21 protein-coding genes and 2 tRNA genes are annotated in these 21,192 nt (G+C 66.1%); 16 read left to right on the plus strand and 7 right to left on the minus strand.

Annotated features, from left to right (window positions below; all coding sequences use genetic code 11):
• Positions 1-42 precede the first annotated feature (42 nt).
• Complete coding sequence (locus IEX50_RS04090; protein ID WP_157175530.1) at positions 43-855, minus strand: CheR family methyltransferase; 813 nt, start codon at positions 853-855, stop codon at positions 43-45.
• Positions 856-985: 130 nt separating this feature from the next.
• Between IEX50_RS04090 and ku the strand changes: the two genes are divergently transcribed.
• Together ku and ligD are read left to right on the plus strand one after the other, a co-directional pair.
• On the plus strand, positions 986-1,888 hold the full coding sequence (ku, locus tag IEX50_RS04095) for a non-homologous end joining protein Ku (protein WP_157175529.1): 903 nt from the start codon (positions 986-988) through the stop codon (positions 1,886-1,888).
• A 1-nt stretch (position 1,889) separates the two neighbouring features.
• Positions 1,890-4,388: a DNA ligase D gene (gene ligD / locus IEX50_RS04100; RefSeq protein ID WP_157175528.1), complete on the plus strand. Its 2,499-nt coding sequence runs from the start codon at positions 1,890-1,892 to the stop codon at positions 4,386-4,388.
• 4 nt (positions 4,389-4,392) lie between these two features.
• Here the strand turns inward: ligD and IEX50_RS04105 are convergent, their stop codons facing one another.
• Positions 4,393-4,617, minus strand: a complete 225-nt coding sequence (locus tag IEX50_RS04105) for a hypothetical protein (protein WP_157175527.1) — start codon at positions 4,615-4,617, stop codon at positions 4,393-4,395.
• A gap of 19 nt (positions 4,618-4,636) precedes the next feature.
• Positions 4,637-4,786, minus strand: coding sequence for a hypothetical protein (locus tag IEX50_RS04110; protein WP_157175526.1), 150 nt, complete (start codon positions 4,784-4,786; stop codon positions 4,637-4,639).
• Between the two features lie 142 nt (positions 4,787-4,928).
• Between IEX50_RS04110 and IEX50_RS04115 the strand changes: the two genes are divergently transcribed.
• A tRNA-Pro gene (locus IEX50_RS04115) sits at positions 4,929-5,005 on the plus strand.
• Between the two features lie 11 nt (positions 5,006-5,016).
• Here the strand turns inward: IEX50_RS04115 and IEX50_RS04120 are convergent.
• Positions 5,017-5,664 (minus strand): histidine phosphotransferase family protein, encoded by a 648-nt coding sequence (locus tag IEX50_RS04120; protein ID WP_157175525.1) that lies wholly within the window; start codon positions 5,662-5,664, stop codon positions 5,017-5,019.
• A 76-nt stretch (positions 5,665-5,740) separates the two neighbouring features.
• Complete coding sequence (locus tag IEX50_RS04125; RefSeq protein ID WP_157175524.1) at positions 5,741-6,130, minus strand: Mov34/MPN/PAD-1 family protein; 390 nt, start codon at positions 6,128-6,130, stop codon at positions 5,741-5,743.
• A gap of 17 nt (positions 6,131-6,147) precedes the next feature.
• Here IEX50_RS04125 and IEX50_RS04130 point away from each other — a divergent pair, with 17 nt between their 5' ends.
• Together IEX50_RS04130 and rpoH are read left to right on the plus strand one after the other, a co-directional pair.
• Positions 6,148-7,101, plus strand: coding sequence for an RluA family pseudouridine synthase (locus IEX50_RS04130; protein WP_157175523.1), 954 nt, complete (start codon positions 6,148-6,150; stop codon positions 7,099-7,101).
• A 60-nt stretch (positions 7,102-7,161) separates the two neighbouring features.
• On the plus strand, positions 7,162-8,070 hold the full coding sequence (rpoH, locus tag IEX50_RS04135) for an RNA polymerase sigma factor RpoH (RefSeq protein WP_157175522.1): 909 nt from the start codon (positions 7,162-7,164) through the stop codon (positions 8,068-8,070).
• Between the two features lie 87 nt (positions 8,071-8,157).
• On the opposite strand, the gene hemB is transcribed toward rpoH, so the two are convergent.
• Positions 8,158-9,153 carry a porphobilinogen synthase gene (hemB, locus tag IEX50_RS04140; protein WP_157175521.1) on the minus strand — a complete coding sequence of 332 codons (996 nt, stop codon included), beginning with the start codon at positions 9,151-9,153 and terminating at the stop codon, positions 8,158-8,160.
• Positions 9,154-9,253: 100 nt separating this feature from the next.
• On the opposite strand from hemB, the gene IEX50_RS04145 reads away from it, so the two are divergent.
• The 4 genes from IEX50_RS04145 to IEX50_RS04160 all read left to right on the plus strand — a co-directional run bounded on the left by IEX50_RS04145 (position 9,254) and on the right by IEX50_RS04160 (position 12,655).
• Positions 9,254-10,912 (plus strand): formate--tetrahydrofolate ligase, encoded by a 1,659-nt coding sequence (locus tag IEX50_RS04145; RefSeq protein WP_157175520.1) that lies wholly within the window; start codon positions 9,254-9,256, stop codon positions 10,910-10,912.
• A gap of 50 nt (positions 10,913-10,962) precedes the next feature.
• Positions 10,963-11,039: transfer RNA gene (locus IEX50_RS04150), tRNA-Arg, on the plus strand.
• Between the two features lie 360 nt (positions 11,040-11,399).
• The gene (gene aqpZ, locus IEX50_RS04155; protein ID WP_157175519.1) at positions 11,400-12,248 is read left to right on the plus strand and encodes an aquaporin Z; all 849 of its coding nucleotides are present in this window, start codon (positions 11,400-11,402) and stop codon (positions 12,246-12,248) included.
• Positions 12,249-12,460: 212 nt separating this feature from the next.
• Positions 12,461-12,655: a hypothetical protein gene (locus tag IEX50_RS04160; protein ID WP_157175518.1), complete on the plus strand. Its 195-nt coding sequence runs from the start codon at positions 12,461-12,463 to the stop codon at positions 12,653-12,655.
• Positions 12,656-12,804: 149 nt separating this feature from the next.
• On the opposite strand, the gene IEX50_RS04165 is transcribed toward IEX50_RS04160, so the two are convergent.
• Positions 12,805-14,136, minus strand: coding sequence for an MFS transporter (locus tag IEX50_RS04165; RefSeq protein ID WP_157175517.1), 1,332 nt, complete (start codon positions 14,134-14,136; stop codon positions 12,805-12,807).
• Between the two features lie 152 nt (positions 14,137-14,288).
• Between IEX50_RS04165 and cyoA the strand changes: the two genes are divergently transcribed.
• Genes cyoA through IEX50_RS04200 form a run of 7 tightly spaced genes read left to right on the plus strand, consistent with a single transcriptional unit; the run spans position 14,289 to position 21,136 of the window.
• Positions 14,289-15,437, plus strand: a complete 1,149-nt coding sequence (cyoA, locus tag IEX50_RS04170; protein ID WP_373285277.1) for a ubiquinol oxidase subunit II — start codon at positions 14,289-14,291, stop codon at positions 15,435-15,437.
• 16 nt (positions 15,438-15,453) lie between these two features.
• Positions 15,454-17,469, plus strand: a complete 2,016-nt coding sequence (gene cyoB / locus IEX50_RS04175; protein WP_157175515.1) for a cytochrome o ubiquinol oxidase subunit I — start codon at positions 15,454-15,456, stop codon at positions 17,467-17,469.
• Positions 17,466-18,110, plus strand: a complete 645-nt coding sequence (cyoC, locus tag IEX50_RS04180; RefSeq protein WP_157175514.1) for a cytochrome o ubiquinol oxidase subunit III — start codon at positions 17,466-17,468, stop codon at positions 18,108-18,110. Before cyoB ends, cyoC begins: the two co-directional genes overlap by 4 nt.
• Positions 18,107-18,514, plus strand: coding sequence for a cytochrome o ubiquinol oxidase subunit IV (gene cyoD, locus IEX50_RS04185; protein WP_157175513.1), 408 nt, complete (start codon positions 18,107-18,109; stop codon positions 18,512-18,514). Before cyoC ends, cyoD begins: the two co-directional genes overlap by 4 nt.
• Positions 18,511-19,263 (plus strand): SURF1 family protein, encoded by a 753-nt coding sequence (locus IEX50_RS04190; RefSeq protein ID WP_373285278.1) that lies wholly within the window; start codon positions 18,511-18,513, stop codon positions 19,261-19,263. The genes cyoD and IEX50_RS04190 overlap by 4 nt, the downstream gene beginning before the upstream one ends.
• 35 nt (positions 19,264-19,298) lie before the next feature.
• On the plus strand, positions 19,299-20,606 hold the full coding sequence (locus IEX50_RS04195) for an ATP-binding protein (RefSeq protein WP_229673771.1): 1,308 nt from the start codon (positions 19,299-19,301) through the stop codon (positions 20,604-20,606).
• A complete protein-coding gene (locus IEX50_RS04200) occupies positions 20,603-21,136 on the plus strand; it encodes a response regulator transcription factor (protein WP_157175512.1) in 534 nt (177 codons plus the stop codon). The genes IEX50_RS04195 and IEX50_RS04200 overlap by 4 nt, the downstream gene beginning before the upstream one ends.
• The last annotated feature ends 56 nt before the right edge of the window (positions 21,137-21,192 follow it).

Below are 21,192 nucleotides of genomic sequence, written 5' to 3' on the forward strand. Positions count from 1 at the left end.
ACGGCGTCGGGTACCCCTAGCATCCCGCCGCACGCCGCGCCGTCAACCCTGCGACGCAGGAACCGGCCGCTGGAACCCAGCCTCGGCCACGAACGCGGCCGACCCGGCCATCGTCTCGCCCGCCCCCAGCATGACGAAACCGTCCGGCGCGATCGCCCGCGCCAGCCGCTGCACCGCCCGCCGCCGCACGTCATTCGCGAAACGGCTCAGCACGTTGCGGCACAGGATGATGTCGAACGTCCCCGGCAGCGGTGCCGTGTCCAGCAGGCTCAGCGTGTGGAACCTGACGCTGTCCCGCAACGCCGCCCGCACCCGCCACGCATCCCCGTCACGCACCAACCACGCCGCCGCCCGGTCCGGCGACAAACCGCGACCGACCTCGAATTCGGCATACCGCCCCGCCCGCGCCTGCTCGATCGCCCCGCGCGACACGTCGGTTGCGACGATATCGACCTGCCAGCCATCCAGTTCGGCGTTCTCCGCCAGCGCCATCGCCACGGAATAGGCCTCCTGCCCAGTCGAACAGCCGGCGGACCAGATTCGCAGTGCGCGGTCTGGCCGCGCAGCCATCACCCGCGGCACCACAATATCGCTCAGCTGCGCAAAGCATTCCGGATCACGAAAGAAACTCGTCTCGCCGTTCAGCAGCGCCTCGATCACCGCGTCGGACAGCGCCGGATCGCGCCCGCCCGCCACCGCCGCCGCGACCGCATCCGCACTGCCGAACCCGTGCGCGCGGACCAACGTGTCGAGCGCAACCTCCAGCCGTCCCTGCTCCGCGGGCGGCAGCAACTGCCCCGTCCGCTGTTCCAAAATGCCCGCGAACATCCGTGCGCTGGCTGGACTTATTTCCATGAGGCGACCCTTTCCTCGAATCTCCCTCCGGCTTGGCAGCGTCTGGTTAAGTTGGCGTTAGCCCGTGACGGAACCGCGGCGTCGTCTGCGGATTGAGTCGGCGCTGGAACGATTTAGGGGGGACGGGACGATGGCCGCACGCGCCTATTGGCAGGGTCAGATCAGGCTCGCACTTGTCTCGATCCCGGTCGAGATTTTCTCCGCGACCAAGAGCGGCGCGACCGTCGCTTTTCACCAGATTCACGAACCGTCCGGCAAGCGGATCAAGTACGAGAAAGTCGTGCCCGGCATCGGCCCGGTCGACACCGACGAGATCCTCAAGGGCTTCGAGTACAAGAAGGGCGAATATGTCCTGCTCGACGAGGAGGAGATCGAGGGCGTCAAGCTCGAGTCCAAGAAGACGCTCGAACTCACCCAGTTCGTCGACGCGCATGAGATCGACGCGATCTATTTCGACAAGCCCTACTATGTCGTCCCCGCCGACGACCTTGCGGAGGAAGCGTTCATCGTGCTGCGCGAGGCGTTGCGCGCGCGCAAGAAGGTCGGCCTCGGCCAGCTCGCGATGCGCGGCCGCGAATATGTCATCAGCCTGAAGCCCTGCGGCCGTGGGCTCGTACTCGAAACGCTGCGCTACACGGACGAGGTCAACAAGGCCGCCTCCTACTTCCGCGATATCGACGATGCCAAACCCGACGCCGACCTGCTCGACCTGGCCACCACGCTGATCGACAAGAAGACCGCGCCGTTCGACGCGACCGAGTTCCACAACCGCTACGTCGATGCGCTGCGCGACCTGATCGAGCGTAAGAAGGAGAGCAAGGAAACCCGTATCGTCGAGGAACCCGAGGACACCGCAGCGCCCAAGGGCAGCAACGTCGTCGACCTGATGGCCGCGCTGAAGAAGTCGCTCGACCGCAGCGGCGGCGGCGCGAAACCCGCCGCCAAGAAGGCTCCCGCAAAGAAGGCCGCGGAAAAGGACGAGGCGGACGACGACAAGCCGGCGCGCAAGGCGCCTGCACGTAAACGCGCCTGACATGGCCGCCAAGCCCGATCCGCTGACGTCCTACAACGCGAAGCGCGACTTCGCGAAGACGCAGGAGCCCAAGGGCAAGGTCGCCCGGTCGAAGGCCAACCAGGACCGGACCTTCATGGTCCAGAAGCACGACGCGACCCGGCTGCACTTCGATTTCCGCCTCGAACTCGACGGCGTGCTCAAAAGCTGGGCGGTCACGCGGGGCCCCAGCCTCGACCCCGCCGACAAGCGGCTCGCGGTGCGGACGGAGGACCATCCGATGTCCTACGCTACGTTCGAGGGCACGATCCCGGCCGGCGAATATGGCGGCGGCACCGTCATGCTGTGGGATCGCGGCACCTGGGCCTCCATCCCCGGCAAAGATCCGTCCAAGACGATCGAGGAAGGCCACCTCCACTTCACCCTCGCCGGCGAACGCATGCAGGGCGAATGGCTGCTCGTCCGGATGAAGCCGCGCGGTCGCGAAACCCGCGAGAACTGGCTGCTCCGCAAGGTCGAGGACGCCGCCGCCGATCCCGCCCGCGATCTCGTCGCCACCGAACTAACGAGCGTCGACACCGGCCGCACCATGGCCGAAATCGCGACAAAGGCCGGCGCCCCCGTCGTCGAACCCACGAAGAAGCCCGCGGCCAAACCCGCCAAGGCGAAACGCAAACCCGCCGCGACCAAGCCGTCCGGCCCCCCGCCCGCCTTCCGCCCGGTCCAGCTCGCCACGCTGGTCGACGCGATCCCGGCCGGCAAAGGCTGGCTGCACGAGGTCAAATATGACGGCTACCGCGCGCTGATCGCCGTCGGCGACGGGCAGGCCAAGGCATTCACCCGCACCGGGCTCGACTGGTCGGACCGCTTCGCCACCATCGTCACCGCAGCCGCCAAACTGCCCGGCACCGCGCTGATCGACGGCGAGATCGTCGTCCTCGACAAGGACGGCAAACCCAGTTTCCACGCACTGCAGGCCGCGCTGAAGGACGGCGGTGCGACCCTGTCGTTCTTCGCCTTCGACCTGCTCGAACGCGACGGCCGCGTCCTGACCGGCGAATCCAATCTCGACCGCAAGACCGCGCTTGCCGACCTGCTCGACGGGATCGAACCGCCGATCCATTATGCCGACCACATGCTCACCGGCGGGGAGGCGCTGTTCCGCAGCCTCTGCGCTGCCGGCTACGAAGGCGTCATCTCCAAACGCGCCGACGCCCCCTATCGCGGCGCCCGGTCCCACGCGTGGCTGAAGATCAAATGCACGCAGCGCCAGGAGTTCGTGATCGTCGGCTGGCTGCCCAGCGACAAGACGCGCGGTTTCAAATCGCTCCTGCTCGGCGTCCACGGCGCGGACGGGCTGCGCTACGCCGGCAAGGTCGGCACGGGGTTCGACACCGCCGGCATGGCCGCGCTGCTGGCGCAGCTCGACCCGCTCGAACGCAAGACCGCCACCGTCGACGCCCCCAAGGCGGCCATCCGCGGCGCGCATTGGGTCACGCCGAAACTGGTGGCAGAGGTCGCGTTCGCCGAAGTCACCGGCGACGGCGTCCTGCGCCACTCCAGCTTCATCGGCCTGCGCGAGGACAAGGCCGCCGCCGACGTCGTCGAGGAGGCCCCGCAACCGGTCAAGCCCGTAAAACCTGCACCGGCCGACAAGCCCGCCGGCATCACGCTCACCAACGCAGACCGCGTCATCTTCCCCGAATCGAACATCACCAAGGGCCAACTGGCGGCCTATTATGCCGCGCTTGCCGACCCGATGCTCGCCTTCACCGCCCGCCGCCCGGTCAGCCTCGTCCGCTGTCCGCAGGGCCGTGCGAAACACTGCTTCTTCCAGAAACACGACGCCGGCACGTTCGGCGATCATGTCCGCCATGTCCCGATCCCCGAAAAGGACGGCGGCACCGAGGATTATCTCTACGTCGAGGATGCCGCCGGCCTCGTCGCCTGCGTCCAGATGGGCGCGATCGAATTTCACGGCTGGGGCTCACGCATAGACGCTCTGGAGGCCCCCGACCGGCTCGTATTCGATCTGGACCCGGACGAAGGGCTCGCCTTCGAAGACGTCCGCGCTGCTGCGATCACGGTGCGCGACACGCTCGCCGACCTTGGCCTTGCAACCTGGCCGCTGCTGTCCGGCGGCAAGGGCATCCACGTCGTGGCGCCACTCGATGCGAGTGCGGAGTGGCCCGCGGTCAAGGACTTCGCCGACCGGCTGGCACGCGCATTGGCGCAGGCTCATCCCAAACGCTTCACTGCCAATATGAAGAAGTCCGAACGCACCGGCCGGATCTTCATCGACTGGCTCCGCAACCAGCGCGGCGCGACGGCGATCCTGCCCTACGCCGTCCGCGCCCGCCCGAACGCTCCGGTCGCCGCACCCATCACCTGGGACGAACTCAGCACGATCGAAACCGCGGCAAAGTATACGATCGCGGACGCCGACACATTGTTGAACCGGGCGGCGTCACCCGCGCTGGCAAACTGGTGCGTCGCGGATCAGGCTTTGCCCGACGCCTGACGGATCAGTCCAGCGTCAGTTCCGACCCCTCGCGCCCGAACGTGCGCTGAAGGAACGCCGCAATATCACCGCCGGCCGCCGCGCGAACCTCTGCCGCCGGAATGCCGTTCTGCCGCGCGTCTGCTTCCCACTGTTCCGCGAGCATCGCAGCATCCGCATCGGTCAGCGGAGGATGATGGTCTTGCTGCGTCGTCCAGACATCCAGGAATTCTTTTGCTGCACTCGACATGACGTCCCCCCGTTACCCATCAACCCAGTTCGTCTTCGTCCGAACGCTGGTCCTTCTCAACATCCCGGGCCGCCAGCACCGATCGAATCGCCCACAAGGCAATTAGCACGAGTGGTACGACGATCACGACGTAACCGAGTATCGGGGTGGAGCCTGTCATTTCAATCATGCCCCATCAACCCCCCATCCACCCGCATGTTTCCCTGCCCGCGACTTGTCGGAGCAATTAGTCGTACAATGATCGATCAACGCCCTGCCCCAACGTTTCGCTTGCGCAGGAAAGCCGCGATCCCCTAAGGCGTCGGACCAGTCGGGGAGTGGCGCAGCCTGGTAGCGCATCTGGTTTGGGACCAGAGGGTCGCAGGTTCGAATCCTGTCTCCCCGACCATCACGATCCGGTCAGCCGGCGGCGTCCGCCTCGATTGGGATCTGCGCGCCAAGCATCAGAACGCCGTCCGAACCGTCGGATGCCTGCACCTGCCCGCCCATCTCGGTCGCCAGCGCATGCACCAGCCACGCCGCCGCGGCCCGCGGGGTCACCGTCTCCGGATCTGCCCCACCAAGCAACGCCGTGCGCAATTCCGGGTCGAGCACCAGTCGCGGCCCCTCCGCACGCACCACGATCTCACCCGCTTCCGCGCCGATATCCAGCCGCCCACCGCGGACCAGCGCGTCCCCAGCGATCAGCGCCAGATTCAGCAGGATCTTCATCGCGCCCTTCGGCATGGCCGGGTCGGACACCATCCAGCCCAGCTGGATCCGGCGGTCCTGCCCGAACAGCCCCTCGATCGCCGACCGTGCTTCGCGCGTGTCGACCGCATCGCCGAACCCGCCGGCCGCACCAAACGCCAAACGAAAGAACTTCAGCTTGTTCGCCGACGCCCGCGCGCTTTCCGCCAGCAGTTCCAGGCAGCGCGCGCGCATCTCCGGGTCATGCTCGTCGGCGAGCAGCTCGATCCCGTTGTTCAATGCGCCGACCGGGCTCAGCAGGTCATGGCACAGGCGCGAGCAGAGGAGACTGGCGAAATCGATCGAGCTGCGGGACATAGGTTGGACATCCTGGGTCGGGCGCGCGCATGGGCGGCCTTGAGGCTGCATGTATTGACGCGCGATTCGCCAATGTTCAAGTTTGGGCGACCGTACATTCGGTAAATCCGCCGCCCGGTCCGCTCAGGTACAGTCGCGCGTCCATCCCCGCCAGAATGAGCCAGAACTGGCCCGGTTCCGCCCCGGCCCGGTCGCGTGCCGACGGCGTCGCACTCCCGCGCGGATGCGAATGGTAACAGCCGACAACCGCCGGCCCGCCCGCCCGCGCCGCGCGATACGCCGCGAACAGCGCCGCCGGATCAATCTCGAACGTGCTTCCCGGCGCCGCCGCCACGTTCGCCGCCACCCCATAGCCGTCGATCCGCCCGGCCGCGCCGTACAGAATGCCGCATACCTCGCGATCCGGGTCCCCCGCGGCCAGCGCGGTCAGTTCGGCGATCAGCCCTGTTGCTATTTCGACACGCATCGCCATTTGGTACCGCAATGGACGCGGGGGTGTCGACTTTGGAAGCGGTCCTGTCCGCGGAGCATCACGGCTGGCGGCTGGACCGTGCGCTGGCGGCCGTGCTGACGACATTGTCGCGCGAACGGCTGAAAGCGCTGATCTCCTCCGGCCAGGTGAGCGTCGGCGAGACCCTCTCCCGCGACCCGGCGCTGAAGGTCGCCGCCGGCCAGGTCTACCGCGTCGCGATCCCCGCCCCGACGCCCGCGCACAACATCGCGCAGGATATCCCGCTGGTCATCGCCTACGAGGACGACCACCTCATCGTCGTCGACAAGCCGGCCGGCCTCGTCGTCCATCCCGCCGCGGGCAATTACGACGGCACGCTGGTCAACGCGCTGCTCCACCACTGCCGCGGAACACTGTCGGGCATCGGCGGGGTCGAGCGGCCCGGCATCGTCCACCGCATCGACAAGGACACGTCGGGGCTGATCGTCGCGGCCAAGACCGATCCGGCGCACGAGGGCCTCGCCGCGCAGTTCCGCCGGCACAGCGTCGACCGCCGCTACCGCGCCATCGTCGCCGGCATCCCGCGCCACCTGAACGGTACGGTCGATGCGGCCCTCGCGCGATCCGCCACGAACCGCCAGAAGATCGCGATCGTCGATGGGGACCGCGGCCGGCACGCGATCACCCACTGGTCGCTCCTTACACGGTTGAACCGCGCGGCGCTTATCGAGTGCCGCCTGGAAACCGGCCGTACGCACCAGGTCCGCGTCCATATGGCCTCGCTCGGTCACCCCCTGCTGGGCGATCAGACTTATGGAAAGAACCGTCCTGAACATATGGCGTTGCTGACGCGTTTAGGTTTCGAGAGGCAGGCGCTCCATGCCCAGACGCTCGGGTTCATCCATCCGGTGACCAACGAGTATCTGACGTTTGAAAGCGACATTCCACCCGACATGCAGCGATTGTTCAGCGAACTTTCTGTATGACGGGCCCAAAGGTCGCCCACGGAAACATCCGGCCGACCGATCATATGAAGGAAATGCAAGATGGCGGCCGGAAAGACATTGCCTGCGACGATTCCCGCGCTCGGCGGTGAAGCCAGCCTGAATCGGTACCTGAGCGAAATCCGCAAATTCCCGCTGTTGCAGCCGGAAGAAGAATATATGCTCGCCAAGCGGTTCCAGGAGCATCAGGATCCGGACGCCGCGGCGCGCCTCGTCACGTCCCACCTCCGCCTCGTGGCAAAGATCGCGATGGGCTATCGCGGCTACGGTCTGCCCACGTCGGAACTGATCTCCGAGGGCAATATCGGCCTGATGCAGGGCGTGAAGAAGTTCGAGCCGGACCGCGGCTTCCGCCTAGCCACCTACGCGATGTGGTGGATCCGCGCCTCGATCCAGGAATATATCCTACGCTCGTGGAGCCTCGTGAAGATGGGCACCACCGCCGCGCAGAAGAAGCTGTTCTTCAACCTGCGCCGGATGAAGAGCCAGCTGAACGCGTTCGAGGACGGCGATCTGCGCCCTGAGACGCTCACCAAGATCGCGACCGACCTGGGCGTGACCGAGGACGAGGTCACCTCGATGAACCGCCGCATGGCGATGGGCGGCGACACGTCGCTCAACGTCCCGATGCGCGAGGATGGCGAGGGTCAGTGGCAGGACTGGCTCGTCGACAACGACCCGCTCCAGGACGAACTGCTCGCCAACAGCGAGGAGAAGGACGTCCGCCACGACATGCTCCTCGAGGCGATGGACGCGCTCAACGACCGCGAGAAGCACATCCTGGCCGAGCGTCGCCTGTCCGAGGACCCCAAGACGCTGGAGGAGCTGAGCCAGGTCTATGGCGTCAGCCGCGAACGCGTCCGCCAGATCGAGGTGCGCGCGTTCGACAAGCTGCAAAAGGCGATGATGCGCATCGCCGGCGAGAAACGGCTCCTGCCCGCAATGGCCTGACGCTTTCGCAAACTAAGCCCCTCCCCTTCAGGGGAGGGGTTGGGGTGGGGACAACATCCCGACGATTAGCCGCCCCCAAATCAAACGTTACCCAAGCATCAACCGCGCTGCCAAAGGCGCATGATAAGTTAAAACCCCCGAAGCCCCGGCCCGCTTGAACGCCATCAGCGTTTCGAGCACCAGCGCGTCGCGGTCACCCGCCCCCGCCGCGACCGACGCCTCGATCATCGCATATTCGCCCGACACCTGGTACGCGAAGACCGGCACTTCGAATCGCTCCTTCACGCGCCGCACGATGTCCAAGTAGGGCAGTCCCGGCTTCACCATCACCGTGTCGGCCCCTTCCGCCAAGTCTAGCGCTACCTCGCGCAGCGCCTCCTCCGCGTTGGCCGAGTCCATCTGATACCCGCGCTTGTCGCCCTTCAGCAGCCCCCGCGTCCCCACCGCATCGCGGAATGGGCCGTAGTAGGCCGAGGCGTACTTGGCGGCATAAGCCATGATCTGCACGTCATGATGCCCGCCGGCCTCCAGCGCCGCGCGGATAGCCCCGACCCGCCCGTCCATCATGTCGGACGGCGCGATCACGTCGCTTCCGGCCTCCGCCTGCACGATCGCCTGCTGCACCAGCACCTCGGACGTGACGTCGTTCATCACATTACCGCGCGCGTCGACCAGCCCGTCATGCCCGTGGCTCGTATAAGGATCGAGCGCCACGTCGGTCAGCACGCCGACGCCCGGGGCCGCCTCCTTCGCCGCGCGGATTGCCCGGCACATCAAATTGTCCGGGTTCAGCGCCTCCCGCCCGTCGTCGCTGCGCAGGTTCGCGGGCGTATTCGGGAACAGCGCGATGCACGGAATGCCCAGCGCCTCCGCCTCCCGCGCACGCTCGGCGATCCGCTCGACCGACCAGCGCGACACGCCGGGCAGGCTGGCGATCGGCTCCTCCACGCCGCTCCCCTCGGTCACGAACAGCGGCCAGATCAGGTCGGCCGGGGTCAGCACCGTTTCGGCCACCATCCGGCGGCTCCACGGGGCGACACGGGTCCTTCGCATGCGAAGGGCGGGATAGCTTGCTTGGTTCATGCGCGGCATTTGGGGGCTCGCACCACGAACGTCCACCCATGCGCAATATGGGCCACGGACTCGGTTCACCCGCGGCACAACTTGGGCTAGGTCCGCGCCCATGATGACCGATATCGAAATCTCCCGCGCCGCCACGCTCCGGCCGATCGCGGATGTCGCCGCCGATCTCGGCCTGCCCGACAGCGCGGTGGAGCCTTATGGCCGCTACAAGGCGAAGCTGACGGTGCCCGCCGGCAACGGCCGCGCGCCGGGGAAGCTGATTCTAGTCACCGCGATCAACCCGACCCCGGCGGGCGAAGGCAAGACGACCACCTCGATCGGCCTGGCCGACGCGCTCGTCCGCACCGGTCGCAAGGCGGTGCTCGCGCTGCGTGAACCGTCGCTCGGCCCGTGTTTCGGGACGAAGGGTGGCGCCACCGGCGGCGGCCATGCGCAGGTCGCGCCTATGGAGGACATCAACCTCCACTTCACCGGCGATTTCCACGCGATCACCGCCGCGCACAACCTGCTCGCCGCGATGATCGACAACCATATCCACTGGGGCAACGCGCTCGGGATCGACCCGCGCCGCATCATGTGGAAACGCGTGCTCGACATGAACGACCGCGCCCTGCGCGAAACGGTCCAGTCGCTCGGCGGTGTCGCGAACGGCATGCCGCGTGAATCCGGCTTCGACATCACCGTCGCATCCGAAGTCATGGCGATCCTTTGCCTTGCCGACGACCTTGCCGACCTCCAGGCCCGACTCGGCCGCATCGTGATCGGCACGACACGCGACCGCCGCCCCGTCACCGCGGCCGACCTGAACGCCGACGGCGCGATGGCCGTGCTGCTAAAAGACGCGATCCACCCCAACCTCGTCCAGACGCTGGAGGGCACCCCTGCGCTCATTCATGCCGGCCCGTTCGCCAACATCGCGCATGGCTGCAACTCGGTCATCGCCACCCGCGCGGCCCTGTCGCTTGCGGACTATGTCGTGACGGAGGCCGGGTTCGGCGCGGATCTCGGCGCGGAGAAGTTCTTCGACATCAAATGCCGCCAGGCCGGCCTCGCCCCCGCGGCAGCGGTGATCGTCGCGACGGTGCGCGCGCTCAAGATGAACGGCGGCGTCGCCAAGTCCGATCTCGCGCAGCCCGATGTCGCCGCCGTCCGCAGCGGTGCCGTGAACCTGCTGCGTCACATCGAGAACGTGCAGCAGTTCGGCATTCCGATCGTCGTCGCGATCAACCATTTCGGCACCGACACGCCCGAGGAGACCGCCGCCATCCAGGCGATCGTCGCCGAACGCGGGGTCCAGGCCATCCCCTGCCGTCATTGGGCGGACGGCGGCGCGGGCGCGGTCGACCTCGCCGACGCGGTCGCCGCGCTCGCGGACGGCCCGTCGCAGTTCCGCACACTCTATGACGATGCCCTCCCGCTTCAAGCCAAGATGGAACGCGTCGCAACCGCCATCTACCGCGCGGACGGCATCGCCCCCACCCCCGCGGTCGTGCGCCAGCTCGCCGAATGGGACGCCGCCGGATACGGCACGCTGCCGGTCTGCATGGCGAAGACGCAATACAGCTTCTCCGCCGATCCGACGCTGCTCGGCGCGCCCATCGGCCATGTCGTGCCGATCCGCGAGGTCCGGCTCGCCGCCGGCGCCGGCTTCGTTGTCGCGATCTGCGGCGACGTCATGACCATGCCAGGCCTGCCCCGCGTGCCCGCCGCCGAGGCGATGCGCCTCCACGCAGACGGCGCGATCGAAGGGCTGTTCTGACCGATAGGGCGTTGACCCCGCCCCGGCCGGAAACTACCCCGTCCCCGGCTGCCCCGATAGCTCAGCAGGACAGAGCAACGGTTTCCTAAACCGCAGGTCGGGAGTTCGAGTCTCTCTCGGGGCACCAGCATGACCCATGCGATCGTGCCCGTGATGGCACCCTTCGCACACCGACCCGGTCGCGATCGTTCGATACCGAACTGTTCACGGACCCGCCCGCCGGCCGGTCTACCCTGCCGTGATTACCATGATTTCCGGACTAGCGGGACCGCACCGCAAGACCTGCGCGCGCGGTCCCTAGTACGATATGACTATGGAATAAGCCTTCAATACTATGGACTGCCAGCTCATCGCTGGCATTAGATCGCTTACGCCCGGCATCGACCGTCATTTCGCGGGACTTCTTCTTCGGTCCCTCGAATGCGTCATCGAATACGGTACAGAACCCGCCGTTCCAAGCAATGGCGCGACTGAGGATGAAGCGACGATGCCGACAATCGACCAAAGCTGGGCCAGCACGAAACCCCGAACCGAGCGACCGCGCCCGCAGGCGCTCGCGCGTCGTCTCGCGGCGGAGGCTATCGGCACATTCTGGCTTGTGCTCGGGGGCTGCGGTGCCGCGGTGATTGCAGCCGGCGACGAGGTCCCGAACGCGATCGGCATCGCCGGCGTCGCGGGGGCATTCGGCCTGACCGTGTTCACCATGGCGTTCGCAGTCGGGTTCATCTCCGGTGGTCATTTTAACCCCGCGGTCAGCGTCGGACTGGCCGTCGCGGGTCGCTTCCCCGCGCGCGACGTGCCCGCTTATGTCGGTGCGCAACTGGTCGGGGCGATCGTCGCCAGTGCGGTCCTCGCCGCGCTGGCATCCGGCGCGCCCGGCTTCGACATCTTGGCAAGCGGCTTTGCCGCCAACGGCTACGGCGCCCATTCGCCGGGGGGTTATGGTGCCACCACCGCGTTCCTGTCCGAGGCCGTGCTGACCGGCGGGTTCTTGTTGGTTATCCTCGGCGCGACGGACGAGCGGTCCCCGGCCGCCTTCGCCCCGCTCGCCATCGGACTGGCGCTCACCCTCATCCATCTCGTGTCGATCCCGATCGACAACACCTCGGTCAATCCGGCGCGCAGCACCGGCCCCGCGCTGTTCCTCGGCGGGTGGGCCTTGTCCCAGCTCTGGTTGTTCTGGCTTGCACCGCTGGTCGGTGCCGCTGCCGCCGGTCTCGCCGGACGCTGGCTGTTCGCCCATGACGACGCCGATCAGTCGCCGGGCCCGATCGGCGACACGCCGGTGGAACTCATGATGTCGAATGCTGCGACGGACCCGACGTCGCAGCCGTGACGATCGGGGGCGGGATCACAATCCCGCCCCCTCCCCCCGTCCGTCGCAACGGCCCCGCGATTGCGGTTCAAGACCGCTCGCTCGGGCCTGTTATCAATTTCAGCATCAATCCCAATCCCTAAGGGATTCCGACCCAGTTCGCCAATGCGCGCGACTATTGGGAACTTTCGCCGCACTAGTCCGTCGAACCCGGTGGAGACGGAGGAACTGACGTGCGGCAAGTCCATGACGATCCGAGCCGGGTATCTGCGATCGACGGGATCGTCCGCGCCCTAGGCCCGGACTCGATAAAGGTGGATCTGACACCGGCCGCGGCCCTTGAAACCGCCAACCGCCTCATCGACGCGGCCGCCAAAGCGGAGGGACAAAAGCAGTTCGCCAACCGCACCGCCCGGCAACGAAAATGATTTGAACTACGCTCTAACCTAACACGACAGCAGACACTTGCCGCCGCCGGCGTAGGCGGACACCGCGGCCATCGCGGCGAGCAATCAACCGAGACATGTCCACGCTCGTCGCGCGACCATCACCTTTCGCAGCATGCAACTCCCTTGATTCAGGATGCCTTGTTGCCGAATTCCTTGTTAATCAGCAAGGCGCCGAGCGTGCAGAGTGCACCCGACAGCAAGTACACGCCTACCGAGAACAACCCGAACTTGCTCGACAACAGCAACGCCGCGAGCGGTGCAAAGCCGGCCCCGATCAGCCAGGACAGATCGGACATGATTGCCGCACCGGTATAGCGATAGCGCATCGGTAGGTTGGCCGTCACTGACCCGGACGACTGACCGAAGGACAGGCCGAGCAGGATGAAGCCACTGATCATGAACAGCAGTTCGGCACCCTCGCCCCCGTCGAGCAGCCGCGGCGCGAAGCCGCTGAACACCGCGATCATCGCGGCGGAGATACCCAGCAGGTAACGCCGCCCGATACGGTCGGCGATCAGACCAGACGCGACGATCGCGAGCACGCCGATCGCCGCACCGATCATTTCGATCACCAGGAAGCGGGTCACCGACTGCTTCGTGAACAGAAGAATCCAGGACAGTGGAAACACGGTGACGAGATGAAACAGCGCAAAGCTCGCGAGCGGTGCGAACGCTCCCAGCATGATGTTGCGCCAATTGGCACGGTACGTCTCACGAACCCGCGCCGGGGTCAGCTCGCGCGTCTCGAACAACTGCTCGTAATCCGGCGTCGCCACGATCCGCAGCCGTGCGAACAGCGCCACAACATTGATCGCGAACGCGACGAAGAACGGATAGCGCCAGCCCCAGTCGAGGAAATCGACCGGCGACAGGCTCGCTTCGAAGAATGCGAAGAGCCCCGACGCCACCAGCAGGCCGAGCGGCGCACCGAGCTGCGGGATCATTGCATACCAGCCACGCTGGTTCTTCGGCGCGTTCAGCGCCAGCAGCGAAGCTAGACCGTCCCAGGTCCCGCCGAGCGCAAGCCCCTGCCCGATCCGCAGCACGCATAGCGCCACCGCCGACCCGACACCGATCTGTTCGTAGGACGGGATGAACGCGACCGCCATCGTAGACCCGCCAAGCAGGAACAACGCGATCGTCAGCTTCACGCCGCGACCGTGCCGCCGGTCGATCGTCATGAACAGCCAAGTCCCGAACGGCCGCGCGATATAGGCCAGCGCAAACACCCCGAACGAGTACATCACGCCGGTCAGCGCATCGACATACGGGAACACCAGCGCCGGAAACACCAGCACGGACGCGATCGCATAGACGAAGAAGTCGAAAAACTCCGATGTGCGGCCGATGATGACGCCGATCGCGATCTCGCCTGGCTGGACCTCCCCGTGGCGCGCGTTGATCCGTCGAGCGTCCTGCTCGATGGAATCCGACTTGGGATGGGCGGTCTGGGCACTCATGCGGTCACTTCGCTCCTGGTCGGCACCTTTGGGGGGGCCTAAAACAGCCTATCCCCAACGTTCACGGCCCTCATGCACTTTTTGCTGCAACTGCGAGACTGGACAAACTGTCCAGCTATCCGCGGGGGCAGCATGCGGCTATATCATGCCCCATGATGTTCGATCGGTCCACACCTTCCACCCGCCGGCTCCGTCTCCTGGCTGGGCTGCCGTTGTTGCTCCTTGGTGGATGCAACATGGTCGTCATGAACCCGTCCGGCGACGTTGCGTTGCAGCAGCGCGACCTGATTTTGGTGGCCACCGGCTTGATGCTGCTGGTGATCGTGCCAGTGATCGCGCTGACCGTCCTGTTCGCTTGGCGGTACCGCGCGGGCAACAAGGACGCAAAGTACGAACCAAACTGGGACCATTCGACTCAGCTCGAACTCGTCATCTGGGCGATCCCGCTGCTCATCATCATCGTGCTCGGCGCGGTGACCTGGGTCAGCACACATGTGCTCGATCCGTATCGCCCGATCGAACGACTCGGCCCCGGTCGGCTGGTTGCCAAGGACGTCCGTCCGCTCGAGGTGCAGGTTGTGGCGCTCGATTGGAAGTGGCTGTTCATCTATCCGGAATATGGCATCGCCACGGTGAACCAACTGGCGGCTCCGGTCGATCGCCCGATCGAGTTCAAGCTGACCTCCTCGACGGTCATGAACGCGTTCTACATCCCGTCACTGGCGGGCATGATCTACGCGATGCCCGGCATGGAAACGAAGCTTCACGCGGTCATCAACAAGCCCGGCAACTATGACGGCATCTCGTCGAACTACAGCGGCGCCGGCTACTCGGGCATGAAGTTCCGGTTCTACGGCATGTCGGACCAGGGTTTCGCGCAGTGGGTTGCCAGCGTCCGCGCGAAGCCGATGCCTTTGACCCGCGCCAACTATCTCCAGTTGGAGAAGCCGACCGAGAACGTCCGTCCGATGCATTTCGGTCGCGTCGATCCGCAGCTCTACAAGGCGGCGCTCAACATGTGCGTCCGGCCCGGGTCGATGTGCATGGACCGCATGATGATGATCGACTCGATGGGCGGCGGCGGCAAGCATAGCGCCGAACCGAAGAACGGCGTCGGCCATGCCGAGGGCGCTCTCGAGAAACAGCCCGAGGAGAAGGGCGCACCCGGCCATTGGAGCACGCCGCGAAAACCCGGCGCTCCCGGTGCGCAACAACCCGGTGCACAACAGAATCGTGACCTGACACTGAACCGTACGCCCCCCGCAGCGACGCCTGGCACCCGCCAGTCCGCGCGCGCCTGATACGATAGGCACACAGATGTTCGAGAACCCTGCAATCCTGAAGACGATCTTCGGCCGCCTGACGCTCGAATCGTTACCGCTGCACGAACCCATCGTGATGGGCACGTTCGCTGCGGTCGCGGTCGGCGGGATCGCGCTGCTCGCGGCGATCACCTACTTCAAGCTCTGGACCTGGCTCTGGAAGGAGTGGCTGACCAGCGTCGACCACAAGAAGGTCGGGATCATGTACATGATCCTCGGTACGGTCATGCTGCTTCGCGGCTTCTCCGACGCCATCATGATGCGCGCGCAACAGGCGATGGCCTTCGGCGCGAACGAGGGGTTCCTGCCCGCGCACCACTATGACCAGGTGTTCACGGCGCACGGCGTGATCATGATCTTCTTCGTGGCGATGCCGTTCGTCACGGGCATCATGAACTACGTCATCCCGCTTCAGATCGGCGCGCGCGACGTCTCGTTCCCGTTCCTCAACAACATGAGCTTCTGGATGACCGCATCCGGTGCCGTGATCGTCATGATGTCGCTGTTCATCGGGGAATTTGCGCGGACCGGCTGGCTCGCCATGCCGCCATTGTCGGGGATCGCGTACAGCCCCGATGTCGGCGTCGACTATTATATCTGGGCGCTGCAGATCGCCGGCGTCGGGACCTTGCTGTCCGGCGTCAACCTGATCGCGACCATCGTCAAGATGCGCGCACCGGGCATGTCGATGATGAAGATGCCCATTTTCTGCTGGACCGCGCTCTGCACCAACGTGCTGATCGTTGCCGCCTTCCCCGTGCTGACCGCCGTGCTCGCGCTGCTGTCGCTCGATCGCTACATCGGCACCGCCATCTTTACGAACGAACTCGGCGGCAACCCGATGATGTACGTGAACCTGATCTGGATCTGGGGTCACCCGGAGGTCTACATCCTCATCTTGCCGCTGTTCGGCGTGTTCTCGGAAGTCACCTCGACCTTCTCCGGCAAGCGTCTCTTCGGCTACACCTCGATGGTCTATGCCACCGTGGTCATTACGATCCTCGCCTACCTCGTCTGGCTGCACCACTTCTTCACGATGGGCTCGGGTGCCAGCGTTAACTCGTTCTTCGGTATCACCACCATGGTGATCTCGATCCCGACGGGGGCGAAGATCTTCAACTGGTTGTTCACGATGTACCGCGGTCGGATCCGGTTCGAACTGCCGATGATGTGGACGGTGGCCTTCATGATCACCTTCACGATCGGCGGCATGACCGGCGTTCTGCTCGCCGTCCCCCCGGCCGACTTCGTGCTGCACAACTCGCTGTTCCTGGTCGCCCACTTCCACAACGTCATCATCGGTGGCGTGCTGTTCGGCACCTTTGCGGCGATCAACTACTGGTTCCCGAAGGCCTTCGGCTTCCGCCTGAACGAGTGGTGGGGCAAGCTGAGCTTCTGGATGTGGGTGCCCGGCTTCTACGTCGCGTTCATGCCGCTCTATGTGCTCGGCCTGATGGGCGTCACGCGCCGCCTGCGTCACTTCGACGACCCGTCGTTGCAGATCTGGTTCGTGATCGCGGCCATCGGTGCGGCCATGATCGCCGTGGGCATCGCAGCCTTCCTGATCCAGATCTTCGTCAGCGTCCGCAACCGCGAGACCCTGCGCGACACGACCGGTGATCCGTGGAACGGTCGTACGCTAGAGTGGGCGACGTCGTCGCCGCCGCCGGCCTACAACTTCGCGTTCACGCCAATCGTTCATGACGGTGACGCCTATGCCGACATGAAGGTCCGTGGTTACGACCGTCCGATGACCGGGTTCCGTGCCATCCACATGCCAAAGAACACCGGCACCGGCGTGATCCTGGCAGGCTTCGCAACCGCCCTCGGCTTCGGGATGATCTGGTACATCTGGTGGCTTGCCGCCGCGAGCATGCTGGGTCTGATCGCAACGTCGATCATCCACACGTTCAACTACAAGCGTGACTACCACATCCCGGTCGAGGAAGTGGAGCGGACCGAGGCGGCCCGCACCGCGCTGCTCAACCAGAACAAGGTGACGACGGCATGAGCGCCACCCACACGGCGCCCCCAGCGGGCGCCGAAGACGCGACGAAGCTGGCCTTCTACCAGATCGACGAGCACGACCATCCCGAGGGCGGCAGCACGATGCTGGGCTTCTGGATCTACCTGATGAGCGATTGCCTCATCTTCGCGTGCCTGTTCGCGATCTACGGCGTGCTCGGTGCGAACTATGCCGGCGGCCCCGCGCCGAAGGACCTGTTCGAACTGCCGCTGGTCGCGATCAACACGTCGATGCTGCTGCTGTCGTCGATCACCTACGGCTTCGCGATGCTGGCGATGGAGAAGCAGCAGATCCGGGCTACCCAGCTCTGGCTGGCGATCACGGGCCTGTTCGGCGCGACCTTCATCGGGATCGAGCTGTACGAGTTCGCCACCTTGATCCACGAGGGCGCCACGCCGCAACGCAGCGCCTTCCTGTCCGCCTTCTTCACGCTGGTCGGCACCCACGGTCTGCACGTCACCTTCGGCCTCATCTGGCTGGTGACGCTGATGGTCCAGGTCGGCAAGCATGGCCTGATCCAGGCGAACAAGCGCCGCCTGATGTGCCTCAGCATGTTCTGGCACTTCCTCGACGTCATCTGGATCGGCGTCTTCACCTTTGTCTATCTGCTCGGGATGCTGCGATGACCGACACTTCCAGCCACGTTCACGCGCACGCGGACTCGCACGGCAAGGGCGATGACGGCCATCACGACGGCGACGCGCAGGCCCACGGCTCGTTCAAGGGTTACATGACCGGGTTCGTCTTGGCCGTTATCCTCACCGCGATCCCGTTCTGGCTCGTCATGGCCGGCCCGTTCACGGCGCAGACCACGGCACTGGCAGTCATGGGCTTCGCGGTCGCGCAGATCGTCGTCCACATGATCTACTTTCTCCACATGGACACCAAGTCCGAGGGCGGCTGGACGATGATGGCGCTTATCTTCACCGTCCTGCTCGTCGCGATCGCGATCAGCGGTTCGCTGTGGGTCATGTTCCATCTCAACACCAACATGATGCCGATGAACCCGGCCGCGATGGACTCCATGTGACCGACGGGGCGGCCGGCGCACCCGATACGGGCGCCCGGCCGCCCCGCTCGCGGTTGACGCTCGTCATCCTGACGATCGTCACCGCGCTGCTGGTCGCGGGCCTATTCGGCCTGGGCACCTGGCAGGTTAACCGCCTTGCCTGGAAGCGTGACCTGATCGCCCGCGTTAACGCCCGGGTCCATGCCCCGCCCGTCCCGGCCCCCGGCCCGACGGCTTGGGCTGGCCTCGACACCGAAAACGCCAGCTACCGCAACATCCGCCTGACCGGCCGCTACCGGAACGATCGCAGCGTCCGCACGCAAGCCGCGACCGTACTGGGCGCGGGCAGCTGGCTCGTCACGCCGCTCGTCACCGACGCGGGCTTCACCGTGCTCGTCAACCGCGGCTTCGTCCCCCCCAGCTGGCAGGACCGCACACCGCCGTCTGGGCCGGTCACGGTCACCGGCCTGCTCCGCATCACCGAACCCGGCGGCGGCTTCCTGCGACGCAACGATCCCGCCGCCGGTCGCTGGTACTCACGCGACGTCGCCGCGATCGCCACCGCCCAGCGGCTCGGTCCCGCCGCCCCCTATTTCGTCGATGCCGCGGCCGACCCCGCCGCGCCGACGCGGCCCCCCGTCGGCGGCCTCACCATCATTTCCTTCCCCAACAACCACCTCAGCTACGCGATCACCTGGTACGCGCTCGCGCTCATGCTGATCGGCGGCTGGGTCCTCGTGCTGCGCTACGAACGGCGGCTGCGGCGATGAGGATCGCGCCACTCGCCCGCACCGCCCCGCCGTCGATGCCCCCGCTGACCGGCGACGGCGCGACGCGCTCAATCGGCGACGCCGGCCGCCGCAACATGCTGCAACTTGTGCAGCTCCGCTGGCTCGCGGTCGGTGGCCAGGTCTCCGCCATCCTGATCGCGCAGTTCGGGCTTGGCGTCGAGCTCCCGCTCGGCCCGATGCTTGGCGTGGCCAGTGCGACGCTGCTCCTCAACCTCGCCAGCATCATCCTGCTCCGCAACCGGGTCGGCACGTCGAACGGCTCGCTGTTCTTCGCGCTCATCCTCGACGTCGCCTCGCTCACCGCGCAGCTCTACCTAAGCGGCGGCGCAACCAACCCGTTCATGTGGCTCTACTTGTTGCAGGTCGTACTCGGCGCGATCCTGCTCGATACCTGGTCGGCGATCGTCATCGTGATGGTGACCAGCCTGTGTTTCGCGGCGCTTACCTTCATCTACCGTCCGCTCAATTTCCCGCCCGCGCTCGCCGACCACCGCCGGCTGATCGACACCGCCGGCGCCTGGGCCTGCTTCGCGCTCGTCGCCATGCTGCTCGTGCTGCTGATCACGCGCATCACGCAGAACCTGCGCGCCCGCGACGCCAACCTCGCGAACCTGCGGCAACAGGCGGTCGAGGAGGATCACATCGTCCGGATGGGCCTGCTCGCCTCGGGCGCAGCGCACGAACTCGGCACCCCGCTCGCCTCGCTCGCCGTCATCCTCGGCGACTGGAAACGCATGCCCGCGCTCGCCGCCGACCCTGATCTGGTGGCGGAGATCGGCGAGATGCAGGCCGAGGTCCAGCGCTGCAAGGCGATTGTCACCGGCGTCCTGCTCGCGGCGGGCGAGGCGCGCGGCGAGGCCCCCGCGATCACCGGCATGCGCCGTTTTCTGGACGGTATTGCGGATGACTGGCATGCGGCACACATGAGCACGGTGCTCGACTACCGGAACGCATTTCCCGGCGACCTGCCCGTCGTGGCGGACCCGGCCTTGAAACAGGTCATCTTCAACGTGCTCGACAATGCCGCTGAATCCTCCCCCGCCTGGATCGCGTTCAACGCATCGCAACGCGGCGACGCGCTCATCATCGCCGTGCAGGATGCCGGCGGCGGCTTCTCGCCGGAACGGCTGGAACGGATCGGCAAACCCTATGAATCGAGCAAGGGCCGGCTCGGCGGCGGTCTCGGCCTGTTCCTGGTCGTCAACGTCATGCGCAAGCTCGGCGGCACCGTCTCGGCCGCGAACTGCGCGAACGGCGGCGCGGTCGTGACGCTCACCCTGCCCCTCGCCGCGATCGCAGCACCCCCGGGGCGCGCCGCATGACCGCCGGCCGCCTGCTCGTCATCGTCGAGGACGACGCCGCCTTCGCACGCACGCTGAAGCGCTCGTTCGAACGGCGCGAGTACGAAGTCCTGCTCGCCGCCAGCCACGAGGATCTCGTCACGCTCCTGCAGGGCCGCACCCCGGACTTCGCGGTCGTCGACCTGAAATTGAACGGTGCATCCGGCCTCGTCTGTGTCCAGACGCTGCGCGCGCATGATCCGGCGACGCTGATCGTCGTGCTGACCGGCTTCGCCAGCATCGCCACCGCGGTTGAGGCCATCAAGCTCGGCGCGTCGCACTATCTCGCCAAGCCGTCCAATACCGACGATATCGAGGAAGCGTTCGGCCGTGCCAGCGGCAACGTCGCCGCCCCGCTGACCGAGCGCACCACGTCGATCAAGACGCTCGAATGGGAGCGGATCCACGAGGTGCTGGCCGAAACCGGCTTCAACATCTCGGAAACCGCCCGCCGGCTCGGCATGCACCGCCGCACGCTGGCCCGCAAACTCGAGAAGCGCCAGGTCAAGTGAAGCCCGGCGATAACGCTTGAACTGACCCGACCCCCACGCAACAACGGCCCCTTACC

It is taken from the genome of Sphingomonas prati (genome assembly GCF_014643515.1).
GTDB lineage: Bacteria > Pseudomonadota > Alphaproteobacteria > Sphingomonadales > Sphingomonadaceae > Sphingomonas_R > Sphingomonas_R prati.

Coding starts and splice junctions, on each gene's coding strand:
- IEX50_RS04090 (WP_157175530.1), bottom strand. CDS start 855: ATGGAAATAAGTCCAGCCAGCGCACGGATGTTCGCGGGCATTTTGGAA.
- ku (WP_157175529.1), top strand. CDS start 986: ATGGCCGCACGCGCCTATTGGCAGGGTCAGATCAGGCTCGCACTTGTC.
- ligD (WP_157175528.1), top strand. CDS start 1,890: ATGGCCGCCAAGCCCGATCCGCTGACGTCCTACAACGCGAAGCGCGAC.
- IEX50_RS04105 (WP_157175527.1), bottom strand. CDS start 4,617: ATGTCGAGTGCAGCAAAAGAATTCCTGGATGTCTGGACGACGCAGCAA.
- IEX50_RS04110 (WP_157175526.1), bottom strand. CDS start 4,786: ATGATTGAAATGACAGGCTCCACCCCGATACTCGGTTACGTCGTGATC.
- IEX50_RS04120 (WP_157175525.1), bottom strand. CDS start 5,664: ATGTCCCGCAGCTCGATCGATTTCGCCAGTCTCCTCTGCTCGCGCCTG.
- IEX50_RS04125 (WP_157175524.1), bottom strand. CDS start 6,130: ATGCGTGTCGAAATAGCAACAGGGCTGATCGCCGAACTGACCGCGCTG.
- IEX50_RS04130 (WP_157175523.1), top strand. CDS start 6,148: ATGGACGCGGGGGTGTCGACTTTGGAAGCGGTCCTGTCCGCGGAGCAT.
- rpoH (WP_157175522.1), top strand. CDS start 7,162: ATGGCGGCCGGAAAGACATTGCCTGCGACGATTCCCGCGCTCGGCGGT.
- hemB (WP_157175521.1), bottom strand. CDS start 9,153: ATGAACCAAGCAAGCTATCCCGCCCTTCGCATGCGAAGGACCCGTGTC.
- IEX50_RS04145 (WP_157175520.1), top strand. CDS start 9,254: ATGATGACCGATATCGAAATCTCCCGCGCCGCCACGCTCCGGCCGATC.
- aqpZ (WP_157175519.1), top strand. CDS start 11,400: ATGCCGACAATCGACCAAAGCTGGGCCAGCACGAAACCCCGAACCGAG.
- IEX50_RS04165 (WP_157175517.1), bottom strand. CDS start 14,136: ATGAGTGCCCAGACCGCCCATCCCAAGTCGGATTCCATCGAGCAGGAC.
- cyoA (WP_373285277.1), top strand. CDS start 14,289: ATGATGTTCGATCGGTCCACACCTTCCACCCGCCGGCTCCGTCTCCTG.
- cyoB (WP_157175515.1), top strand. CDS start 15,454: ATGTTCGAGAACCCTGCAATCCTGAAGACGATCTTCGGCCGCCTGACG.
- cyoC (WP_157175514.1), top strand. CDS start 17,466: ATGAGCGCCACCCACACGGCGCCCCCAGCGGGCGCCGAAGACGCGACG.
- cyoD (WP_157175513.1), top strand. CDS start 18,107: ATGACCGACACTTCCAGCCACGTTCACGCGCACGCGGACTCGCACGGC.
- IEX50_RS04195 (WP_229673771.1), top strand. CDS start 19,299: ATGCCCCCGCTGACCGGCGACGGCGCGACGCGCTCAATCGGCGACGCC.
- IEX50_RS04200 (WP_157175512.1), top strand. CDS start 20,603: ATGACCGCCGGCCGCCTGCTCGTCATCGTCGAGGACGACGCCGCCTTC.